This is a genomic window from uncultured Muriicola sp. (assembly GCF_947258935.1).
Taxonomy (GTDB): Bacteria; Bacteroidota; Bacteroidia; order Flavobacteriales; family Flavobacteriaceae; genus Muriicola.
This window is the reverse complement of sequence record NZ_CAMYKH010000056.1, coordinates 1-16,236: the sequence shown is the minus strand read 5'-3', so window position 1 is coordinate 16,236 and position 16,236 is coordinate 1. Positions and strand designations below refer to the sequence as shown.

Genomic DNA, 16,236 nt, shown 5'->3' with positions numbered 1-16,236 from the left:
ACTCCTACATTATTTTTACCAGTAACTCCTTCAATAGGTCCGATTGTGACACATTTGAAGAACCAACCCCTTTCCCTTTAAGATCCATTTCTCGTAACGAGGAGATGGCTTTGCTCGACTTTTTCATGGAATAGTTCCTGGCTGCAATTTGAAATTCATCTACAAAATAAGGATTGATCCTTAAGGCACTTGCAACATTTCTGGCAGAATGATCTTGCAGTCCATGATACTGAAGTAATTGAGAGAAAAAGGTGTTTAAAAGGGATACAGTAACAACAAATGGGTTGTCCTTTGGATTTTGTGAAAAGTAGGTGATGATCCTGGTTGCCTTAAGGATATCTTTCTCTCCAATGGCCTTCTTTAATTCAAAATTATTATAATCCTTGCTAATACCAATATGCTTTTCAATGATCTCCGGGGTGATCTCCGTATTCTTTGGCAGCACTACTTCTAGCTTCTCCAGTTCGTTATGAATCCTGCTCAGATCAGTTCCCAGGAATTCAACTAAAAGTATGGATGCCTTATGTGAAATTGAAAAACCTTTGTTTTTCAACATTTTTCTGATCCAATCTGATACCTGATTCTCGTATAATTTCTTACTTTCAAATACAACACCATTAGGCGCTTTTAAAACCTTGTGTAGCTTTTTTCTTTTGTCTAGCTTTTTGTATTTATAGCAGATCACCAAAACAGTGGAAGGCTGCGGATGTTCAGCATAGGTAGCTAATTTTTCAATAGTTCGAGATAATTGCTGAGCTTCCTTAACAATGATCACTTGCCTTTCGGACATCATGGGATATCTTTTGGCATTCGAAACTATATCATCTATTGAAACGTCCTTTCCGTATAAGGTCATTTGATTAAAACCTTTCTCCTCTTCCGACAGCACATTATTCCCAATGAATTCGGCTATACGGTCAATATAATATCCTTCCTCACCCATAAGAAAATAGATAGGTTTAATATCTCCTTTTCGGATCTCATCAATAAGCTGCTTCACTTCTTCCATCAAAAAAAAATCATCAAATTTGTGGTATGGAAAACTTAAATTTTCCCGGGTATAGGTTCCGATTCAAAAATAGCGAAAATAAACGCCTTATTTTTGATACGATCCGCAAAAAATATGTTGTTTTTCAACCGGAGGAATGGGTAAGACAGCATGTTATTCAATTCCTGACGATCGACAAAGAATACCCCTTTAGTCATATTAATGTAGAGAAACAATTAATGATCAATTCACTCAAAAAACGGTATGACATTGTGGTCTACAATCCGGATGGTTCCATCCATATTCTTGTTGAGTGTAAAGCACCATCAATTAAGATCACTAAAACGGTCTTCGATCAGATCGCCAGCTATAATATGGATCTCAGAGCTAATTATCTGATGGTCACAAACGGCCTGGATCACTTTTATTGCCAAATGGACTATGACCGATCTGCATACAACTTCCTGAGGGAACTGCCATCTTTTAAATAACATCCTATTAGTTCAGAATTCATGCTACAGCCAAAAGTCATTTCTAAATTATTTCTTTACTTTGTGCCCTTGCACAGAATCCATTGTTCAGAGCCTAAAAAACGGGGTACCCTTAGATGTTAAAAATAGCTGTTGTCATACTCAATTGGAATGGAGAGGCCCTTTTGGAGCAATATCTCCCTTCTGTGATTGAATATTCTAAAGGGGCCACTGTGTTCTTGGCAGATAACGCATCTACTGACGGCTCTGTAGCCTTTGTAAAAGCAAACTATCCAGAAATTACCATCATTCAGAACAATGAGAATGGCGGATTCGCTAAAGGATACAATGACGCCTTAGAACATGTTGATGCCGATATATATTGCCTGTTAAATTCTGATGTGGAGGTTACCCCACAATGGTTAGATCCAATCCGGAAGACGTTTGAAGCACATCCGGAAGCCGCTATTATTCAGCCAAAGATATTAGATCTATTAAACCCCAATTACTTTGAATATGCCGGAGCTGCAGGTGGTTATATTGATCAATTAGGCTATCCATTTTGTAGAGGTCGCATTTTTCAATCTCTAGAGGAAGACCACGGACAGTACAATGACACCAGGGAGATCTTTTGGGCTACCGGCGCCTGTATGTTCATTCGTAAAAAAGTGTACGATGATCTTGGGGGCTTCGATGAGGATTATTTCGCTCACCAGGAGGAAGTAGACCAAGGTTTATTATGTAGGCACTTCTGAAGTTTTACATTTAGGAGGCTCCACCTTAAGCAATATGAATCCAAGAAAAACATACCTCAATTTCAGGAATTCACTATTTTCCATCACAAAGAATCTTCCCCGAAGAAAGGCACTGGTTCTGATCCTGGTAAGGCTACTTCTTGATGGTATAGCCGCTCTGCGTTTTATATTGCAGGGTAAAAGCAAACACTGCTTTGCGGTTATCAGGGCTCATTTAAGTTATTACAGGCAGTTTCGCAAAATGTATCACAAGAGAGAGAAAGCGAATTTTATTGAAAAATACTCCAAGACAAAGTCCATCGTATGGTCTCACTACGTATATAGGATAAAGACATTTAACAATTTAGTAAAAGATTAACAATGTTCGCAAATATGCAAATGGACGATTGTATAATTTTGCTCTGTAATTGTAATAAAACCTAACTTTAACATCAATTCAAAAAATTAAAACAAGTTTAAATATGAAAAAAATATTATTAGCAAGTTTGGGGATGATGATCTTATTATCATCATGTGTATCTCAAAAGAAATATGCAGAACTGGAAACAAAGCAAAAAGAAACGCAGGATCTCTTAAACTCTGCAACAGTAAAATTAAATACCTGTTTGGAGGATAAAGCTACTGCCACATCTCGTTTAAAAACCCTTGAAGATCAAAATGCCTTTTTAAAAGCCAACAATCAGGATTTGATCAACAACATGGGGAACCTTACAACCCTTACCACTAAGGGAGCTGAGAACCTTGAGAAGTCTTTAGAAAGTCTTCAGGAAAAGGATCTTACCATCCGTAAATTACAGGATGCCATCACCAGAAGAGATTCAGTAAACCTATCACTGGTACAGAGCTTAAAAGGAGTTCTTGGTAATCTGGATGATACCGATATTCAGATCAGTGTTGAGAAAGGTGTTGTTTTTGTATCTATCTCTGATAAGTTACTATTCAGTTCTGGTAGCTATAATGTGACCGCGGCAGCAAAAGAAGTGCTGGGCAAAGTTGCCAAAGTAGTTAACAACAAACCAGACTTCGAGTTCATGGTTGAAGGCCATACAGATAATGTACCTTACAGTAGCGGTGTCTTATTAGACAACTGGGACCTAAGTGCCAAGCGTGCCACTTCTATTGTTCGTATCCTACAGAACGACTTTAAGGTAGATCCTGCTCGTATGACCGCTGCTGCACGTAGTTACTATGTGCCGCTTTTAGACAATGATACTGCCGGAAACCGTGCTAAGAACAGAAGAACAAGAATTGTAGTATTACCTAAACTAGATCAGTTTTATAGCATGATCGAAGAAGGAATGAAAGATCCTGCTATCAATAAGTAAGATATTTCAAAATAAATTAAAGGAACCGCGATACTAATCGCGGTTTTTTTTGTTTAAAGAATATCCAAACTGCCCTTCCCCTCTCGTACTACCAATGGCTCCGAACCAGAAAGATCGATCACCGTAGAAGGTACATTATGGCCGTAGCCTCCGTCAATAACAATATCTACAAGGTTCTTCCACTTTTCATGGATCAGTTCAGGGTCGGTAGTATATTCTATTACTTCATCCTCATCGTGAATAGAGGTAGATACAATAGGGTTGCCTAAGGATTCTACTATAGCCCTGACAATATTATTCTCAGGTACCCGGATCCCTACCGTCTTTTTCTTTTTAAAATCCTTTGGAAGATTATTGTTTCCGGGTAAGATAAATGTATAAGGTCCTGGCAAGGCTCGTTTTAGGATCTTAAAAGTAGGAGTGTCTATTTGTCTAACGTAGTCCGATAAATTACTAAGATCTGCACAGATAAAGGACCAGTTGGCTTTTTCTAGCTTAATACCCTTTATTCTGGCTATCTTTTCTAAGGCTCTAGATTTTGTAATATCGCAACCAAGACCATACACCGTGTCCGTAGGATATATGATTACACCACCTTTTCGCAATACATCCACCACCCTTTTAATTTCTTTTGGGTTAGGGTTATCATTATATATTTTAATGAATTCGGCCATAATCTAATTTAAGGTAGCACTTCCAGTTTCGCAAAGCGAAGAAGTAATTTTTTCACGTCCCCTTTTTCAAAAAGTATCTCTGCTTTCTTGTCATTCCCTGCTCCTTCGATTTTTAGTACTTTTCCCTTTCCAAATCGGCTATGATTTACATGAGTACCCACAGCTAAATCAAGAATCACCGATGGGTCACTCACATTAGGCGCTCCAAGTTCGGGTCTTATTTTTCTCAATTTCCGCAATTGATCAGTACTTGGCTTACCTGCTCTTGGAGGTGTTCCATTTGTAGGTTTTTGCTGTCGCAGACGGCTTTTATCTACTTCCCCGAATATATCAGAATCTATCAGGGGTTTAAACCTGTAACTGTCCACGGGGGTAAGATTTTCAATAAATTTTTCATCGATCTCCTCTAAAAAACGACTCGGTTCTGCATCTATCAATTTACCCCATCTGTATCGGTTCTGGGTATAAGTAAGATAGGCTTGTTTTTCTGCTCTGGTAAGAGCCACATAAAACAATCTCCGCTCTTCTTCCAGTTCACTACGTGTATTCATGCTCATTGCAGAAGGAAAAAGATCTTCTTCCATACCTACAATGTAGACATGTGGAAATTCTAACCCTTTTGCCATGTGTATGGTCATCAGGGCCACCCTGTCATCATCTCCGGTATCCTTGTCCAGGTCGGTTGCCAATGCTACATCTTCCAGAAATTCTGAAATATCTCCTCTGGCATCTGCCAATTCCTTTTGTCCTTCCACAAAATCCTTGATGCCATTTAACAATTCCTCGATGTTCTCCATACGGGCAATACCCTCAGGGGTACCATCCTTTTTAAATTCGAGAAGGATTCCGGATTTCTTAGCTACGTGCTCTGCCAGCGTAAAGGCATCAGCCCCTTCATTCATGATCTGAAAGCTTTTGATCATGGTGATAAAATCCTCTAGTTTTCGGCGAGTACCCGAATTGATCTTTAGATCTATCCTTTCTAAATTCTCAATGACCTCAAAAATAGATTTTCCGTAATGATTTGCCGCAACTGTTAATTTATCTACGGTAGTCTGCCCTATCCCTCTTGCAGGGTAGTTGATTATACGTTTTAGTGCCTCCTCGTCCTTGGGATTGATCACCAGACGTAAATAAGACAAGACATCTTTGATCTCCTTTCGTTGGTAGAAAGAAAGTCCGCCATAGATCCTGTAGGGGATATCCCTTTTGCGAAGCGCATCTTCAATGGCTCTACTCTGGGAATTTGTTCTGTACAAAACTGCAAAATGACCATTGGGCAATTGGTGTTGCATTCTGTTTTCAAAAATTGAGCCGGCTACAAATCTTCCCTCCTCAGCATCGGTGACACTTCGGTGCAATATAATCTTCGAACCTTCATCGTTGGCGGTCCAAACTACTTTTTCCAACTGATTTTTATTATTTGCGATTATGGCGTTGGCTGCATTCACAATATTCTTGGTAGAGCGGTAGTTCTGCTCCAGACGATATATAGCCACATCATCATAATCTCGTTGAAAATTAAGTATGTTGGTAATGTTGGCTCCCCGAAATGAATAAATGCTTTGGGCATCATCTCCTACCACACATATGTTCTGATACCTGTCTGAAAGCGCTTTTACTATGAGATATTGGGAGTGATTGGTATCCTGATACTCATCAACCAAAATATATCTGAACCTGTCTTGATATTTTAATAAGACCTCCGGAAAACGCGTGAGCAATTCATTGGTTCGAAGTAAAAGATCATCAAAGTCCATTGCCCCTGCCTTAAAACACCGGTCTACATAATTTTGATAGATCTCCCCTAACCGAGGTCTTTTTGCCATGGCATCGGCCTCCACCAACTCCGGGTTCTGGAAATATGCCTTTACCGTTATCAAGCTATTTTTATAGGAAGAGATCCTGTTTTGAATCTGTTTGTATTTATAAATATCCTTGTCGAGTCCCATTTCCTTGATTATGGAAGAGATCAATCGCTGGGAATCCTGGGTATCATAGATCGTAAAGTTGCTGGGGTAACCTAATTTATCCCCATCATACCTCAATAATCGGGCAAAAACGGAATGAAAAGTTCCCATCCAGAGGTTTTTAGTCTCAGCAGTGCCCACCAGTTCGGCAATACGTTTCTTCATTTCCCTGGCTGCTTTATTGGTAAAGGTTAAGGCGAGTATGTTGAAAGCATCCACATCCTGAGCCATAAGATGCGCGATCCTGTAAGTAAGGACGCGCGTCTTACCAGAACCGGCTCCGGCAATAACCATTAAAGGTCCATCCTTATGGACCACCGGCGCCCTCTGAGCCTCATTTAGATCATGTAAGTAGTGTTTCAAAAAATACCTTGTTTAAAAGCGGGAAGTTAGCCATTATTCATGGGTTGCTAAAACCTCGAATTTATTAATTATAAACAATGACTCCCTATTTTACACAATTTGAATATCTTTAGCTCTTATTAATTTTTATGGGATCTAAACCTCTTTACTACACGCTGCTATTCTCACTTTTATCCTATAGTTTTGGAATAGCGCAGACCAAGGAAACCGGACCGGTGATCAAAGATTTTGGAGCGGTTTGGATGATAGATGATCCGGACTATAAAACCTCATTAGACAGCCCTTTAAAGGTGGTTTTCGATATCATGAATAGTCCGGAATCTCCGGATAAATTAAATGCAAGTATAGAAACTGCAGCCCGTTTTTTGAACATGCATGCCCAGGCAGGCGTGCCACTGGAAAATTTAAGAGTGGCTCTGGTTGTTCACAACAAAGCGTCTAAAGACATAATTACAAACGCCGCCTATCTCAAAAGATATGGGGTAAATAATCCTAACGAGAAAATGATCATGGCCTTATTTGATGCCGGGGCGGAGATCATCTTTTGCGGACAATCTTCTTTATCTCGCGGATTTCCCAGATCGGAAACTTTAGAGGGGGTACAATTTGGTTTATCGGCCATGACGGCTCTTATTCAATTGCAAAATAAAGGATATCGACTTATTAAATTCTAATTTATAATTATGAAAAAAGTAGTACTATTAATTTCAAGCTGTTTGGTAGCCATCTCCGGCTTTTCTCAGGGGACTGCTCTAAATGATTCCTATTTGAATGTGGAAAAAAAGGTGATTGAATGGCGCAGAGACATTCACCAAAATCCCGAACTTTCCAATAGAGAATTCAAGACAGCAGAAAAGATAGCAGCCCATTTAAAATTGCTCGGTATAGAAGTTTCAACCGGCATTGCCTATACCGGTGTGGTAGGTGTTTTAAGAGGAGATAGCCCGGGTAAAACAGTTGCCCTGAGGGCAGATATTGATGCCTTACCGGTTTATGAACGCAACGATCTGCCTTATAAATCCACGGTTACCTCAGAATTTCTTGGTGAGAAAGTAGGTGTAATGCATGCTTGTGGCCACGATACGCACACAGCCATTCTGATGGGTGTTGCTGAAGTAATGGCAAAAAACAAAGACAAAATTAAAGGTACCGTAAAGTTTATTTTTCAACCGGCTGAAGAAGGGCCCCCACCGGGAGAAGAAGGAGGTGCCCTTCTAATGGTGAAAGAAGGAGTTTTAAAAAATCCTGATGTGGATGCCATATTCGGACTGCATATCGATTCTCAAACTCCTGTTGGAGTTATCCAGTACAAATCTGGAGGAGCTATGGCGGCCGCACAGAGTTTCACCATCATTGTAAAAGGGAAACAGAGTCATGGATCGGAACCCTGGTCCGGAGTAGATCCTATTTTGATCAGTGCTAAGATCATTGACGGTTTACAAACAATTATAAGCAGAGAAACCGAACTTACCAAAGAACCGGCGGTTATTACCGTTGGAAAGATCAAGAGTGGCGTTCGTTTTAATATCATTCCGGAAAGTGCTGAAATGATAGGGACTATCAGGACGCTTGACTATGATATGAAGGACAAACTGAACAAAAGGATGATGGAAATGGTACCTATGATCGCAAAGGCATACGGGGGCGAAGCTTCTATTGAGATCAAGGATGCTACGGATATCACCTATAATGATCCGGATCTGGTAACTATGATGTTACCTACTATTCTAAGGGTTGCAGGTGAAAGTAATGTGGAGGTACATAAGGCCATTACAGGCGCTGAAGATTTTTCTTATTTTCAGCGAGAAGTTCCCGGGTTTTTCTTCTTCCTTGGCGGTATGACCCCAGGAAATACTGAGTCTTTTCCACACCACACGCCCGACTTTCTAATCGATGACAGTGGGCTACTTTTAGGTGTGCGAGCACTTACTGAAATGAGTTTAGATTATTTAAATAAATCATAATGAATAAAGATCGATTTTATATGAAGATCAAGAGAAATATTAGCCTTCTATTGGTGATATGTATGACGGGCATTGGATCTGCACAGAAAAAGAAGGATTTGATCCTGAAGGTGGCTGAGTTGGAAACTGACTTACAAACTACAAAGTCAGACCTATCGTCCAGCAAACAGGAAGCAGCAAGATATAAGGGAGAAATGGAGGCGGTTAATATTCAATTGGATGAATTAAAGGCAACCAATGCGTCGCTTCTGGAGAACCTCACAAATTTCACGGAACTTTCCAATAAGAAAACAGACAATATCGGCAAGTCTTTAGAAACGCTTCGCACCAAAGAGAAGCAATTAAAAATGATCAATGATGCCCTAACACGAACTGATTCTGTAACCCTAGACCTGCTCACATCCTTTAAAAACGTCTTGGGTACCGATGCCAAAACCGGATTAAACAATGGGGCTGTGACCATTATCCTGGAGAACACATTTCTCTTCAATGAAGTTGATAAGAATTTTGCCGTAGTAGAGCGTGCCTTGCCAGTATTGGAAAAGATCGCCAGGGTATTGAAACAACAACCTAACTTAAAAATATTGGTTGAAACTAATAGCAACGCTTTGGAATTCAAGGAACTAAAACTGACAGACAATTGGGATCTCAGTGCCCTCCAGGCCGCTTCTGTGGTGCGTGTCTTAACTAACACCTATGCTATTTCGCCAGAGCGTATGCAGGCCATTGGCAAGAGTGAGTTTGGTTTTGATGGAATTGAGACCACTACTAAAATAAGGGTTCAACCGCCTTATGATAGCTTTTACAAAACAATAAAAGAAATGATGAAGTAAGTGTCCTGACGATTATTAATTTGACCTTTGAAGCTAACTTTAATATTATACTTTTTAATAAATCTATGCGTTGTAGTTTCGTAAAACCACCTAAATACCAAACATCATGACCGGAGACGGAATCCTTCAATTATTCGGCTTTTTATTACCAGCAGTTGTCACAGGGGCTGTTGCTTTTTATTTTTTCAGACTTCATACCAAAAATGAAGAAGGAAGGAGGCGTTATTTGCTCCATAAAGATTCACAAACAAATACCTTACCTATCAGGCTTCAGGCCTATGAACGATTGGCTCTCTTTCTTGAACGAATTTCCATACCTAATCTCGTTGTGAGGGTTGCTCCAAAATCGGCCGACAAAGCGGATTATGAGAACCTTTTGATCAAGAATATAGAGAATGAATTTGATCACAATCTTTCACAGCAGATCTATATGAGTGATGAATGCTGGAATGTCATTAAAGCGGCCAAAAGTGCCACAATTCAGGCAATCAGACGTGCTGCATTGAGTGAATCTGATTCTTCAGACAAACTTCGGGAAGATATTCTCAATGAAACTATGGATAGGCAATCACCTTCGGCTACGGCTCTGTCTTATGTAAAAAGGGAGATAGGTGAACTTTGGTAAGTAATTACTCAAGATTCATCTGTAACTGACTATGCTGATGACTTTTCATTTCGGCATACTGAAAACCACTTTCCCACCAGGAGGTCATCTTATCTTTCTCAAAGATCAATGAATTGGTTGTAAGCACCGTTGGAGTATAATACAAATTGATGATGGCGTCATTGTTGTTTGCCACATATTTTCCAATACGGATATTTTGACGTTCTATCCTGTCTAGCATAAAAGCGAACATATTGGTTAGCAGTGAGAACGCATTTCGGGAGGGCATCCTGTTAAAATGGGTTGTTTCTGTATGAAGGATGATAGCATCCACAACTGTGGCCCCTCTCTTTACAGCTTCTTCAATTGGGACCATACTGCCCAAACCTCCATCAGCATATTCGCAGCCCTCCTTACGCACCAGACTCATAAAAGGCGTATAATTACATGAGATCCAGATCCATTCACAGAAGTCGTCATATTCAAAATCATTGATGGACTTGTATTCGATCTGATTTAATGAAAGGTTAGACACAGTTACCACTATGTCCTTTGGACCGTTTTTAAGGGTTTCAAATTCTTCCGGGGTAATGGTATTTCTAATTAGGGTTAGCAGATTGTGGCTCTCTCCAAAGGTCTTGCTACCGCGATAAAAGTTCTTTAGTACATTCCAGTGAGCTATTCCAATGTTAGAAATACCGTGTTTCTTTTGAATAGTGAATGGGCAATTGCTAAATATACTATCCTGGTTTACCGAAGTATAAACGTCTTTAATCTTCTGAATTTTCTGTAATGCAAGGTGCGAGATTAGCAAACTACCTGTGGAAGTACCTAAGAAAAGATCGTACTTGTGATTACGTTGCTCCATTAAATACTGGGCCACCCCACCTGCAAAGGCTCCTTTGCTTCCACCTCCTGAAATGACGAGTGCTCTCATTCTTGCTGTAATTTTAAAGAAAGATACTGATATTCCTCACTATCTAGCTCATCTAAAAGCAAAGTAAGGCGTTGATTTTGTTCTTTATCATTCAGCAGTCTATCAATGATCCCTCGGGCAAACTGCTTAAATTGCCAAACAGGATGCACCGCTGCATTGATCAGATCCTTTAGGTTTTGATCCGTATAAGGAAATACCTCCCCTATCAGACCAAAAGCCAGCTGCCTAACCTCCATGGGATGGTATGCCGCTGTATACCCGAATAGCTCTTTTTGGTATTGAGATCTTTCTTCCGGGCTTCCATAGTCCCTGGTTAGGATGGCCAAAAGCAACCATAATTGTCTGATATTCTTATTCGAAAATCCAATCAGCGACCTGGTTTTGTCCAAATATTTCTCGCGGTGTTCGGGACTTTGTATCCAAAGCCGGTAAAGGGTGTTCTCAATGGTAATGTAGCTTTTGTCTAATAGCAAGGATTCGTAGCTTTCGATCAAAGGATCAGATATCGGTCCTGGGATTAGTGCAAGTGCCTGTCTCACCTTTAGATCTTTAGTATTAAAAGCTATTTTTAAGAAATCAATCGAAAGCGATTTATAATACAGTGCAATGATGCGCTTCCTGAATTCTGAGGATGATGTAGTATCCCAATAGCGTTTCAGAATAGCCTCATTGTTTTCAGGACTTGTAGTAAGCTCGCGTTGCATTCTTAGGAAACGATCGATGGGAACACAATTCTTTCTTAGGTTGGCCAATATTTCTTCAGAGCGAAATTGAGTATCTCGCAACCAGTTCATCTTGAAATCACTCAGGTCTTGCTCACTGGTTCTTTCCATAACCTCCATAAAATCCGTGACCGAGGCGTTCTTAAATTGATAGGTGTTAAAGAAGGTATGTATCCCTTTTTTAAAAATGTCTTCTCCCAATCGTTCCCGAAGAACGTATACTCCCAAAGCTCCCTTATCGTAAAATGTGATACTACTAGCCTTAGGATCTTGCAGTGACTCCCCCTCCCCTTTTCTGGCAAGCGCCTCCAATGCCTGAGCTTTGTCAAAAAGCAACCAATAGAAATACTCATCTCCAAAGAGTTCTTTCTCCGCCAATGAGGCATAGAAGGTGGCAAAGCCCTCATGAAGCCAATGACTAGAGGCATCTACTTCGGTTACTAAATTGCCAAACCATTGATGAGTAAGTTCATGGGCATTGACATTTACATAATTCTTGTCAGCAAATGCAATAGAATCTATCATGTAGGACTCCGAAAAAATGGTGGTGCCAGTATTTTCCATTCCGGCATATAGAAAGTCGCGCACAGGCAGCTGCTTATAGTTTTGCCAGGGATAAGAAATACCTATTTCTCTCTCCATAAAATCAAAGATCTCTTTGGTGTATCTAAAGGTGGGTTCTACCAAACTACTGTCCTTGGGATAGAAATAATTAGTAATGGAAATCCCGGAATTGGATATAATTTCCTTCGACCTGTAATTTCCAATAGCAAAGGCCAGCAGATAGCTGCTCATGGGTTGTGACATGTCAAAGTACCACCTTTTAAGTTGACCATTTTCAGAAGTATTGATCAATTTACCGTTAGCGACAACCGTGTAATTTTTATCAAAAGTGATGTTCAGATCGAATTCCACCTTCTCGTTCATGTCATCAAAAGAGGGTACCCAATGACTGCTGTACTTCCCCTGCCCTTGTGTCCAGATCTGTTCATTATCCATTATTTCATCCTCCCACCCCAGGAAATAGACCGTTTGTTTGGGTGAACAGGAATAGGAGAGTTCCAGGCTATATTCCTTCCCTGTTTTTAATTTTTTATTCAGTACTAGTTGCTTATCATCGTAAGAAAATTTAACCTTCCTACCATTGAGAAGTACCGACATAAATTGCATATTCCGGGCATCGATTAAGATGGAATTTGTTTTTTCCGAAACTTGTAACCGATATACTACCTTACCTTCTATTGTCTTATTAGTTGGCTGTATATACAGCTCTATTTGTCCGCTGAGAAAATCAACTTTAGAGTTCAACTGACAAAACAGTGGGCTAATACTTAATAAAAGTAATCCTAAAAGAACAAATTTTCTCATAAGGGGATTGTTCACTTTTCAAATTTAGTATTTTGATCTGTTGCAGTTGAGTACGGTAACCGTTAATTTAGACAAATGGATCCCAATCTCTTACAGACTCCCATCACCTATCTTAAAGGTGTAGGCCCAAACAGAGCCCAGGCATTGCAGTCAGAGCTTGGTATTCGGACCTACGAAGATCTCTTAAGTCTATACCCTAACCGGTATATTGACAAGACCAAGTACTACAAGATAAATGAGCTGGAACGCAACTCTGCCGAGGTACAACTCATAGGTAAAATAGTACACCTAAAAACAATAGAACAAAAAAAGGGGAAACGACTGGTAGCAACCTTTGTAGATAACACAGGAGAAATGGAACTTGTCTGGTTCCGTGGTCAAAAATGGATCAAGGAACAACTGCAGATCAATGTACCCTATGTGATCTTTGGGAGAACCAATTGGTTCAATGGAACATTTTCCATGCCTCACCCTGATATGGAATTACTCTCAGATCACGAACAGGGTCTGCGTATTGCCATGCAGCCCATCTATCCTTCTACCGAAAAACTTAGTAACAAAGGGATCACCAACAGAGTAGTCAGCAATCTGGTGAAGCAACTTTTTACAGAAACAAAAGGAATTTATCCGGAGACGCTATCAGATCAGATCCTGGAAGATTTAAAACTCATTTCCAGTAGTGAAGCCATATTTAACATTCACTTTCCAAGAGACCAGCATCTATTGGCCAGGGCGCAATTCAGATTGAAATTTGAAGAGCTCTTTTATATTCAACTTCAACTCATCTCCAAGAAATTACTGCGAAAACAAAAGATAAAAGGCTTTCCTTTTTCTCAGGTGGGCGAACATTTCAACACCTTTTATAAAGATCATCTGCCATTTGAACTAACATCGGCTCAGCAAAGGGTTATCAAAGAGATACGAGCCGATCTTGGCAGTAATGCCCAAATGAACAGGCTTTTACAGGGAGATGTGGGTTCAGGAAAGACCATCGTTGCACTTATGAGCATGCTTCTGGCAATAGACAATGGCTTTCAGTCTTGCCTTGTGGCGCCAACGGAGATACTCGCCAATCAGCACTTTAATGGTCTGAAGGAGATCCTGGGTAGTATGGATATCAAACTCGCACTCCTTACCGGCTCCGTGAAAAAATCGGTTAGAAAGGGCATCCATGAACAATTGGAAAGTGGCGAACTTCATATACTGGTTGGGACACACGCGGTGCTGGAGCACAAGGTGCAATTCCATAATCTGGGGCTGGCCATTATAGATGAGCAACACCGGTTTGGCGTGGCACAGCGGTCTAAATTGTGGCATAAAAATGACATCCCTCCACATATTCTGGTTATGACCGCCACACCTATCCCCCGTACCCTTGCCATGAGTTTGTATGGAGACCTAGACATTTCTATCATCGATGAGCTTCCTCCGGGTAGGAAACCTGTAAAGACTGTACATAGGTTCGATGCCAATAGACTCAAGGTTTTTCGTTTTATTAAAGATGAGATCAAAAAAGGCAGGCAGATCTATGTGGTCTATCCTTTAATACAAGAATCTCAGGCTCTAGATTACAAAGACCTAATGGATGGCTATGAGAGTATGGTGCGCGAATTTCCCCTTCCACAATACCAGATATCCATAGTACACGGGCAAATGAAATCTGAGGACAAGGACTATGAAATGGCGAGGTTTGTGAAAGGCGAAACCCATATAATGGTTGCCACAACTGTCATAGAGGTAGGTGTCAATATCCCTAATGCAACGGTAATGATCATTGAGAGTGCAGAACGATTTGGGCTGTCTCAATTGCATCAGTTACGCGGCCGTGTTGGGCGTGGAGGAGACCAAAGTTATTGTATCCTGATGACCGGCCAAAAACTAACTTCGGAAGCTAAAACAAGGCTGGAGACCATGGTACAGACCAATGATGGCTTTGAAATAGCTGAAGTTGATCTTAAACTAAGAGGCCCTGGTGATCTTATGGGAACCCAGCAAAGTGGCCTGCTAAACCTTAAAATTGCCGACATCGTAAAGGACAATGACATTCTTAAAACTGCCAGGTATTTTGCGATACAACTGCTCAATGAAGATCCTGGCTTACAACTGGAAAAAAATAAGGCACTACGCATATCTTATGCCCGGTTATTGAAGCATAAAAATATCTGGAACTATATCAGTTAAAGGAATATTCTTTAAAAGTTGAGCCTTGAAGGCGTTTTGAACGTCGTAATTTTAGGAAAGCCCAATTTCGTTTCCAATCCCTAATTTTTAGATTTGTTAGTTTAGAAAATGCTAAATATGAGTTCAAAGAAAACACTATTTGATAAGGTATGGGATGCCCATGTTGTAAGGAAAATTGAGAATGGACCCGATGTACTTTTTATCGATCGCCATTTGGTTCATGAAGTGACCAGTCCGGTGGCCTTCCTGGGATTAAAGAACAGAAAAAGCAAAGTGCTGTATCCTAACAGGACTTTTGCAACAGCTGACCATAATACTCCCACAATAAATCAACATTTACCAGTGAAAGATCCTTTGTCTGCAAACCAGTTAAAGGCACTGGAAGAGAACGCCGCAGAACACGGTATTCCGTATTGGGGATTAGGCCATGAAAAAAATGGGATCGTGCATGTCATAGGACCTGAGAATGGTATTACACTCCCTGGCGCCACTATTGTGTGCGGAGACTCTCATACGTCTACTCACGGAGCCTTTGGAGCTATTGCTTTTGGTATTGGCACTTCAGAGGTAGAGATGGTACTCTCAACACAGTGTATTATGCAGCCCAAGGCAAAAAAGATGCGGATCACTATTGATGGTTCATTAAACAGAGCAGTTACACCTAAGGATGTTGCCCTTTATATAATTTCTCAACTGTCCACCTCCGGAGCAACCGGTTATTTTGTTGAATATGCAGGGGAAGTCTTCCGAAATATGTCTATGGAAGGCAGGATGACAGTCTGCAACTTAAGTATTGAAATGGGTGCCCGAGGTGGGATGATAGCCCCGGATGATAAAACCTTTACCTACATAAAGGGAAAAGAATACACCCCAAAAGGAGCTGCCTGGGATACCGCCATGGAATATTGGAAAACCCTGCATACAGATGACGATGCTGTTTTTGATAAAGAGGTGGTGTTTGACGGTACAAAGATTGAACCTATGATCACCTATGGCACAAATCCGGGAATGGGTATTGGCATTTCCCTTGGAATACCAAAGGCGGAAGCCTTAGAAGGGGGTGTGGCAACCTATAGAAAATC

13 protein-coding genes and 1 pseudogene are annotated in these 16,236 nt (G+C 40.5%); 9 read left to right on the top strand and 5 right to left on the bottom strand.

Going from position 1 to position 16,236, the window contains the following annotated elements:
• Window positions 1–4: 4 nt before the first annotated feature.
• The gene (holA, locus tag Q0X72_RS10075) at window positions 5–1,009 is read right to left on the bottom strand and encodes a DNA polymerase III subunit delta (protein WP_297764792.1); all 1,005 of its coding nucleotides are present in this window, start codon (window positions 1,007–1,009) and stop codon (window positions 5–7) included.
• Window positions 1,010–1,035: 26 nt separating this feature from the next.
• Between holA and Q0X72_RS10070 the strand changes: the two genes are divergently transcribed.
• The 3 genes and pseudogenes from Q0X72_RS10070 (at window position 1,036) to Q0X72_RS10060 (ending at window position 3,538) form a co-directional block, all read left to right on the top strand.
• Window positions 1,036–1,479 (top strand): type I restriction enzyme HsdR N-terminal domain-containing protein, encoded by a 444-nt coding sequence (locus Q0X72_RS10070; RefSeq protein WP_297764790.1) that lies wholly within the window; start codon window positions 1,036–1,038, stop codon window positions 1,477–1,479.
• A 116-nt stretch (window positions 1,480–1,595) separates the two neighbouring features.
• A pseudogene (locus Q0X72_RS10065) lies at window positions 1,596–2,571 on the top strand (glycosyltransferase family 2 protein).
• A gap of 103 nt (window positions 2,572–2,674) precedes the next feature.
• Window positions 2,675–3,538, top strand: coding sequence for an OmpA family protein (locus Q0X72_RS10060; protein ID WP_297764788.1), 864 nt, complete (start codon window positions 2,675–2,677; stop codon window positions 3,536–3,538).
• Between the two features lie 53 nt (window positions 3,539–3,591).
• Here Q0X72_RS10060 and Q0X72_RS10055 read toward each other — a convergent pair whose 3' ends face one another.
• Together Q0X72_RS10055 and Q0X72_RS10050 are read right to left on the bottom strand one after the other, a co-directional pair.
• On the bottom strand, window positions 3,592–4,212 hold the full coding sequence (locus tag Q0X72_RS10055) for an L-threonylcarbamoyladenylate synthase (RefSeq protein ID WP_297764785.1): 621 nt from the start codon (window positions 4,210–4,212) through the stop codon (window positions 3,592–3,594).
• Window positions 4,213–4,220: 8 nt separating this feature from the next.
• Complete coding sequence (locus tag Q0X72_RS10050) at window positions 4,221–6,545, bottom strand: ATP-dependent helicase (RefSeq protein WP_297764783.1); 2,325 nt, start codon at window positions 6,543–6,545, stop codon at window positions 4,221–4,223.
• 128 nt (window positions 6,546–6,673) lie between these two features.
• On the opposite strand from Q0X72_RS10050, the gene Q0X72_RS10045 reads away from it, so the two are divergent.
• The 4 genes from Q0X72_RS10045 (at window position 6,674) to Q0X72_RS10030 (ending at window position 9,967) form a co-directional block, all read left to right on the top strand.
• Entirely contained in the window at window positions 6,674–7,219 is a 546-nt protein-coding gene (locus tag Q0X72_RS10045) for a DsrE family protein (protein ID WP_297764781.1), read from the top strand.
• A 9-nt stretch (window positions 7,220–7,228) separates the two neighbouring features.
• Entirely contained in the window at window positions 7,229–8,509 is a 1,281-nt protein-coding gene (locus Q0X72_RS10040; RefSeq protein WP_297764779.1) for an amidohydrolase, read from the top strand.
• Complete coding sequence (locus Q0X72_RS10035; protein ID WP_297764776.1) at window positions 8,509–9,342, top strand: OmpA family protein; 834 nt, start codon at window positions 8,509–8,511, stop codon at window positions 9,340–9,342. Before Q0X72_RS10040 ends, Q0X72_RS10035 begins: the two co-directional genes overlap by 1 nt.
• A gap of 106 nt (window positions 9,343–9,448) precedes the next feature.
• The gene (locus Q0X72_RS10030) at window positions 9,449–9,967 is read left to right on the top strand and encodes a hypothetical protein (RefSeq protein WP_297764775.1); all 519 of its coding nucleotides are present in this window, start codon (window positions 9,449–9,451) and stop codon (window positions 9,965–9,967) included.
• A 4-nt stretch (window positions 9,968–9,971) separates the two neighbouring features.
• On the opposite strand, the gene Q0X72_RS10025 is transcribed toward Q0X72_RS10030, so the two are convergent.
• The gene (locus Q0X72_RS10025; RefSeq protein WP_297764774.1) at window positions 9,972–10,883 is read right to left on the bottom strand and encodes a patatin-like phospholipase family protein; all 912 of its coding nucleotides are present in this window, start codon (window positions 10,881–10,883) and stop codon (window positions 9,972–9,974) included.
• Window positions 10,880–12,973, bottom strand: a complete 2,094-nt coding sequence (locus tag Q0X72_RS10020) for a M1 family metallopeptidase (RefSeq protein ID WP_297764771.1) — start codon at window positions 12,971–12,973, stop codon at window positions 10,880–10,882. The genes Q0X72_RS10025 and Q0X72_RS10020 overlap by 4 nt, the downstream gene beginning before the upstream one ends.
• 75 nt (window positions 12,974–13,048) lie before the next feature.
• Between Q0X72_RS10020 and recG the strand changes: the two genes are divergently transcribed.
• Complete coding sequence (gene recG, locus Q0X72_RS10015; protein WP_297764769.1) at window positions 13,049–15,154, top strand: ATP-dependent DNA helicase RecG; 2,106 nt, start codon at window positions 13,049–13,051, stop codon at window positions 15,152–15,154.
• A 117-nt stretch (window positions 15,155–15,271) separates the two neighbouring features.
• On the top strand, window positions 15,272–16,236 hold a 965-nt coding region (locus tag Q0X72_RS10010; RefSeq protein WP_297764766.1), incomplete at its 3' end, for an aconitase family protein.

Bases quoted from the DNA above. Each gene is read 5' to 3' on its own strand.
- Q0X72_RS10025 (WP_297764774.1), bottom strand. From the start codon at position 10,883: ATGAGAGCACTCGTCATTTCAGGAGGTGGAAGCAAAGGAGCCTTTGCA.
- Q0X72_RS10070 (WP_297764790.1), top strand. From the start codon at position 1,036: ATGGAAAACTTAAATTTTCCCGGGTATAGGTTCCGATTCAAAAATAGC.
- Q0X72_RS10040 (WP_297764779.1), top strand. From the start codon at position 7,229: ATGAAAAAAGTAGTACTATTAATTTCAAGCTGTTTGGTAGCCATCTCC.
- recG (WP_297764769.1), top strand. From the start codon at position 13,049: ATGGATCCCAATCTCTTACAGACTCCCATCACCTATCTTAAAGGTGTA.
- Q0X72_RS10020 (WP_297764771.1), bottom strand. From the start codon at position 12,973: ATGAGAAAATTTGTTCTTTTAGGATTACTTTTATTAAGTATTAGCCCA.
- Q0X72_RS10035 (WP_297764776.1), top strand. From the start codon at position 8,509: ATGAATAAAGATCGATTTTATATGAAGATCAAGAGAAATATTAGCCTT.
- holA (WP_297764792.1), bottom strand. From the start codon at position 1,009: ATGGAAGAAGTGAAGCAGCTTATTGATGAGATCCGAAAAGGAGATATT.
- Q0X72_RS10060 (WP_297764788.1), top strand. From the start codon at position 2,675: ATGAAAAAAATATTATTAGCAAGTTTGGGGATGATGATCTTATTATCA.
- Q0X72_RS10045 (WP_297764781.1), top strand. From the start codon at position 6,674: ATGGGATCTAAACCTCTTTACTACACGCTGCTATTCTCACTTTTATCC.
- Q0X72_RS10030 (WP_297764775.1), top strand. From the start codon at position 9,449: ATGACCGGAGACGGAATCCTTCAATTATTCGGCTTTTTATTACCAGCA.
- Q0X72_RS10055 (WP_297764785.1), bottom strand. From the start codon at position 4,212: ATGGCCGAATTCATTAAAATATATAATGATAACCCTAACCCAAAAGAA.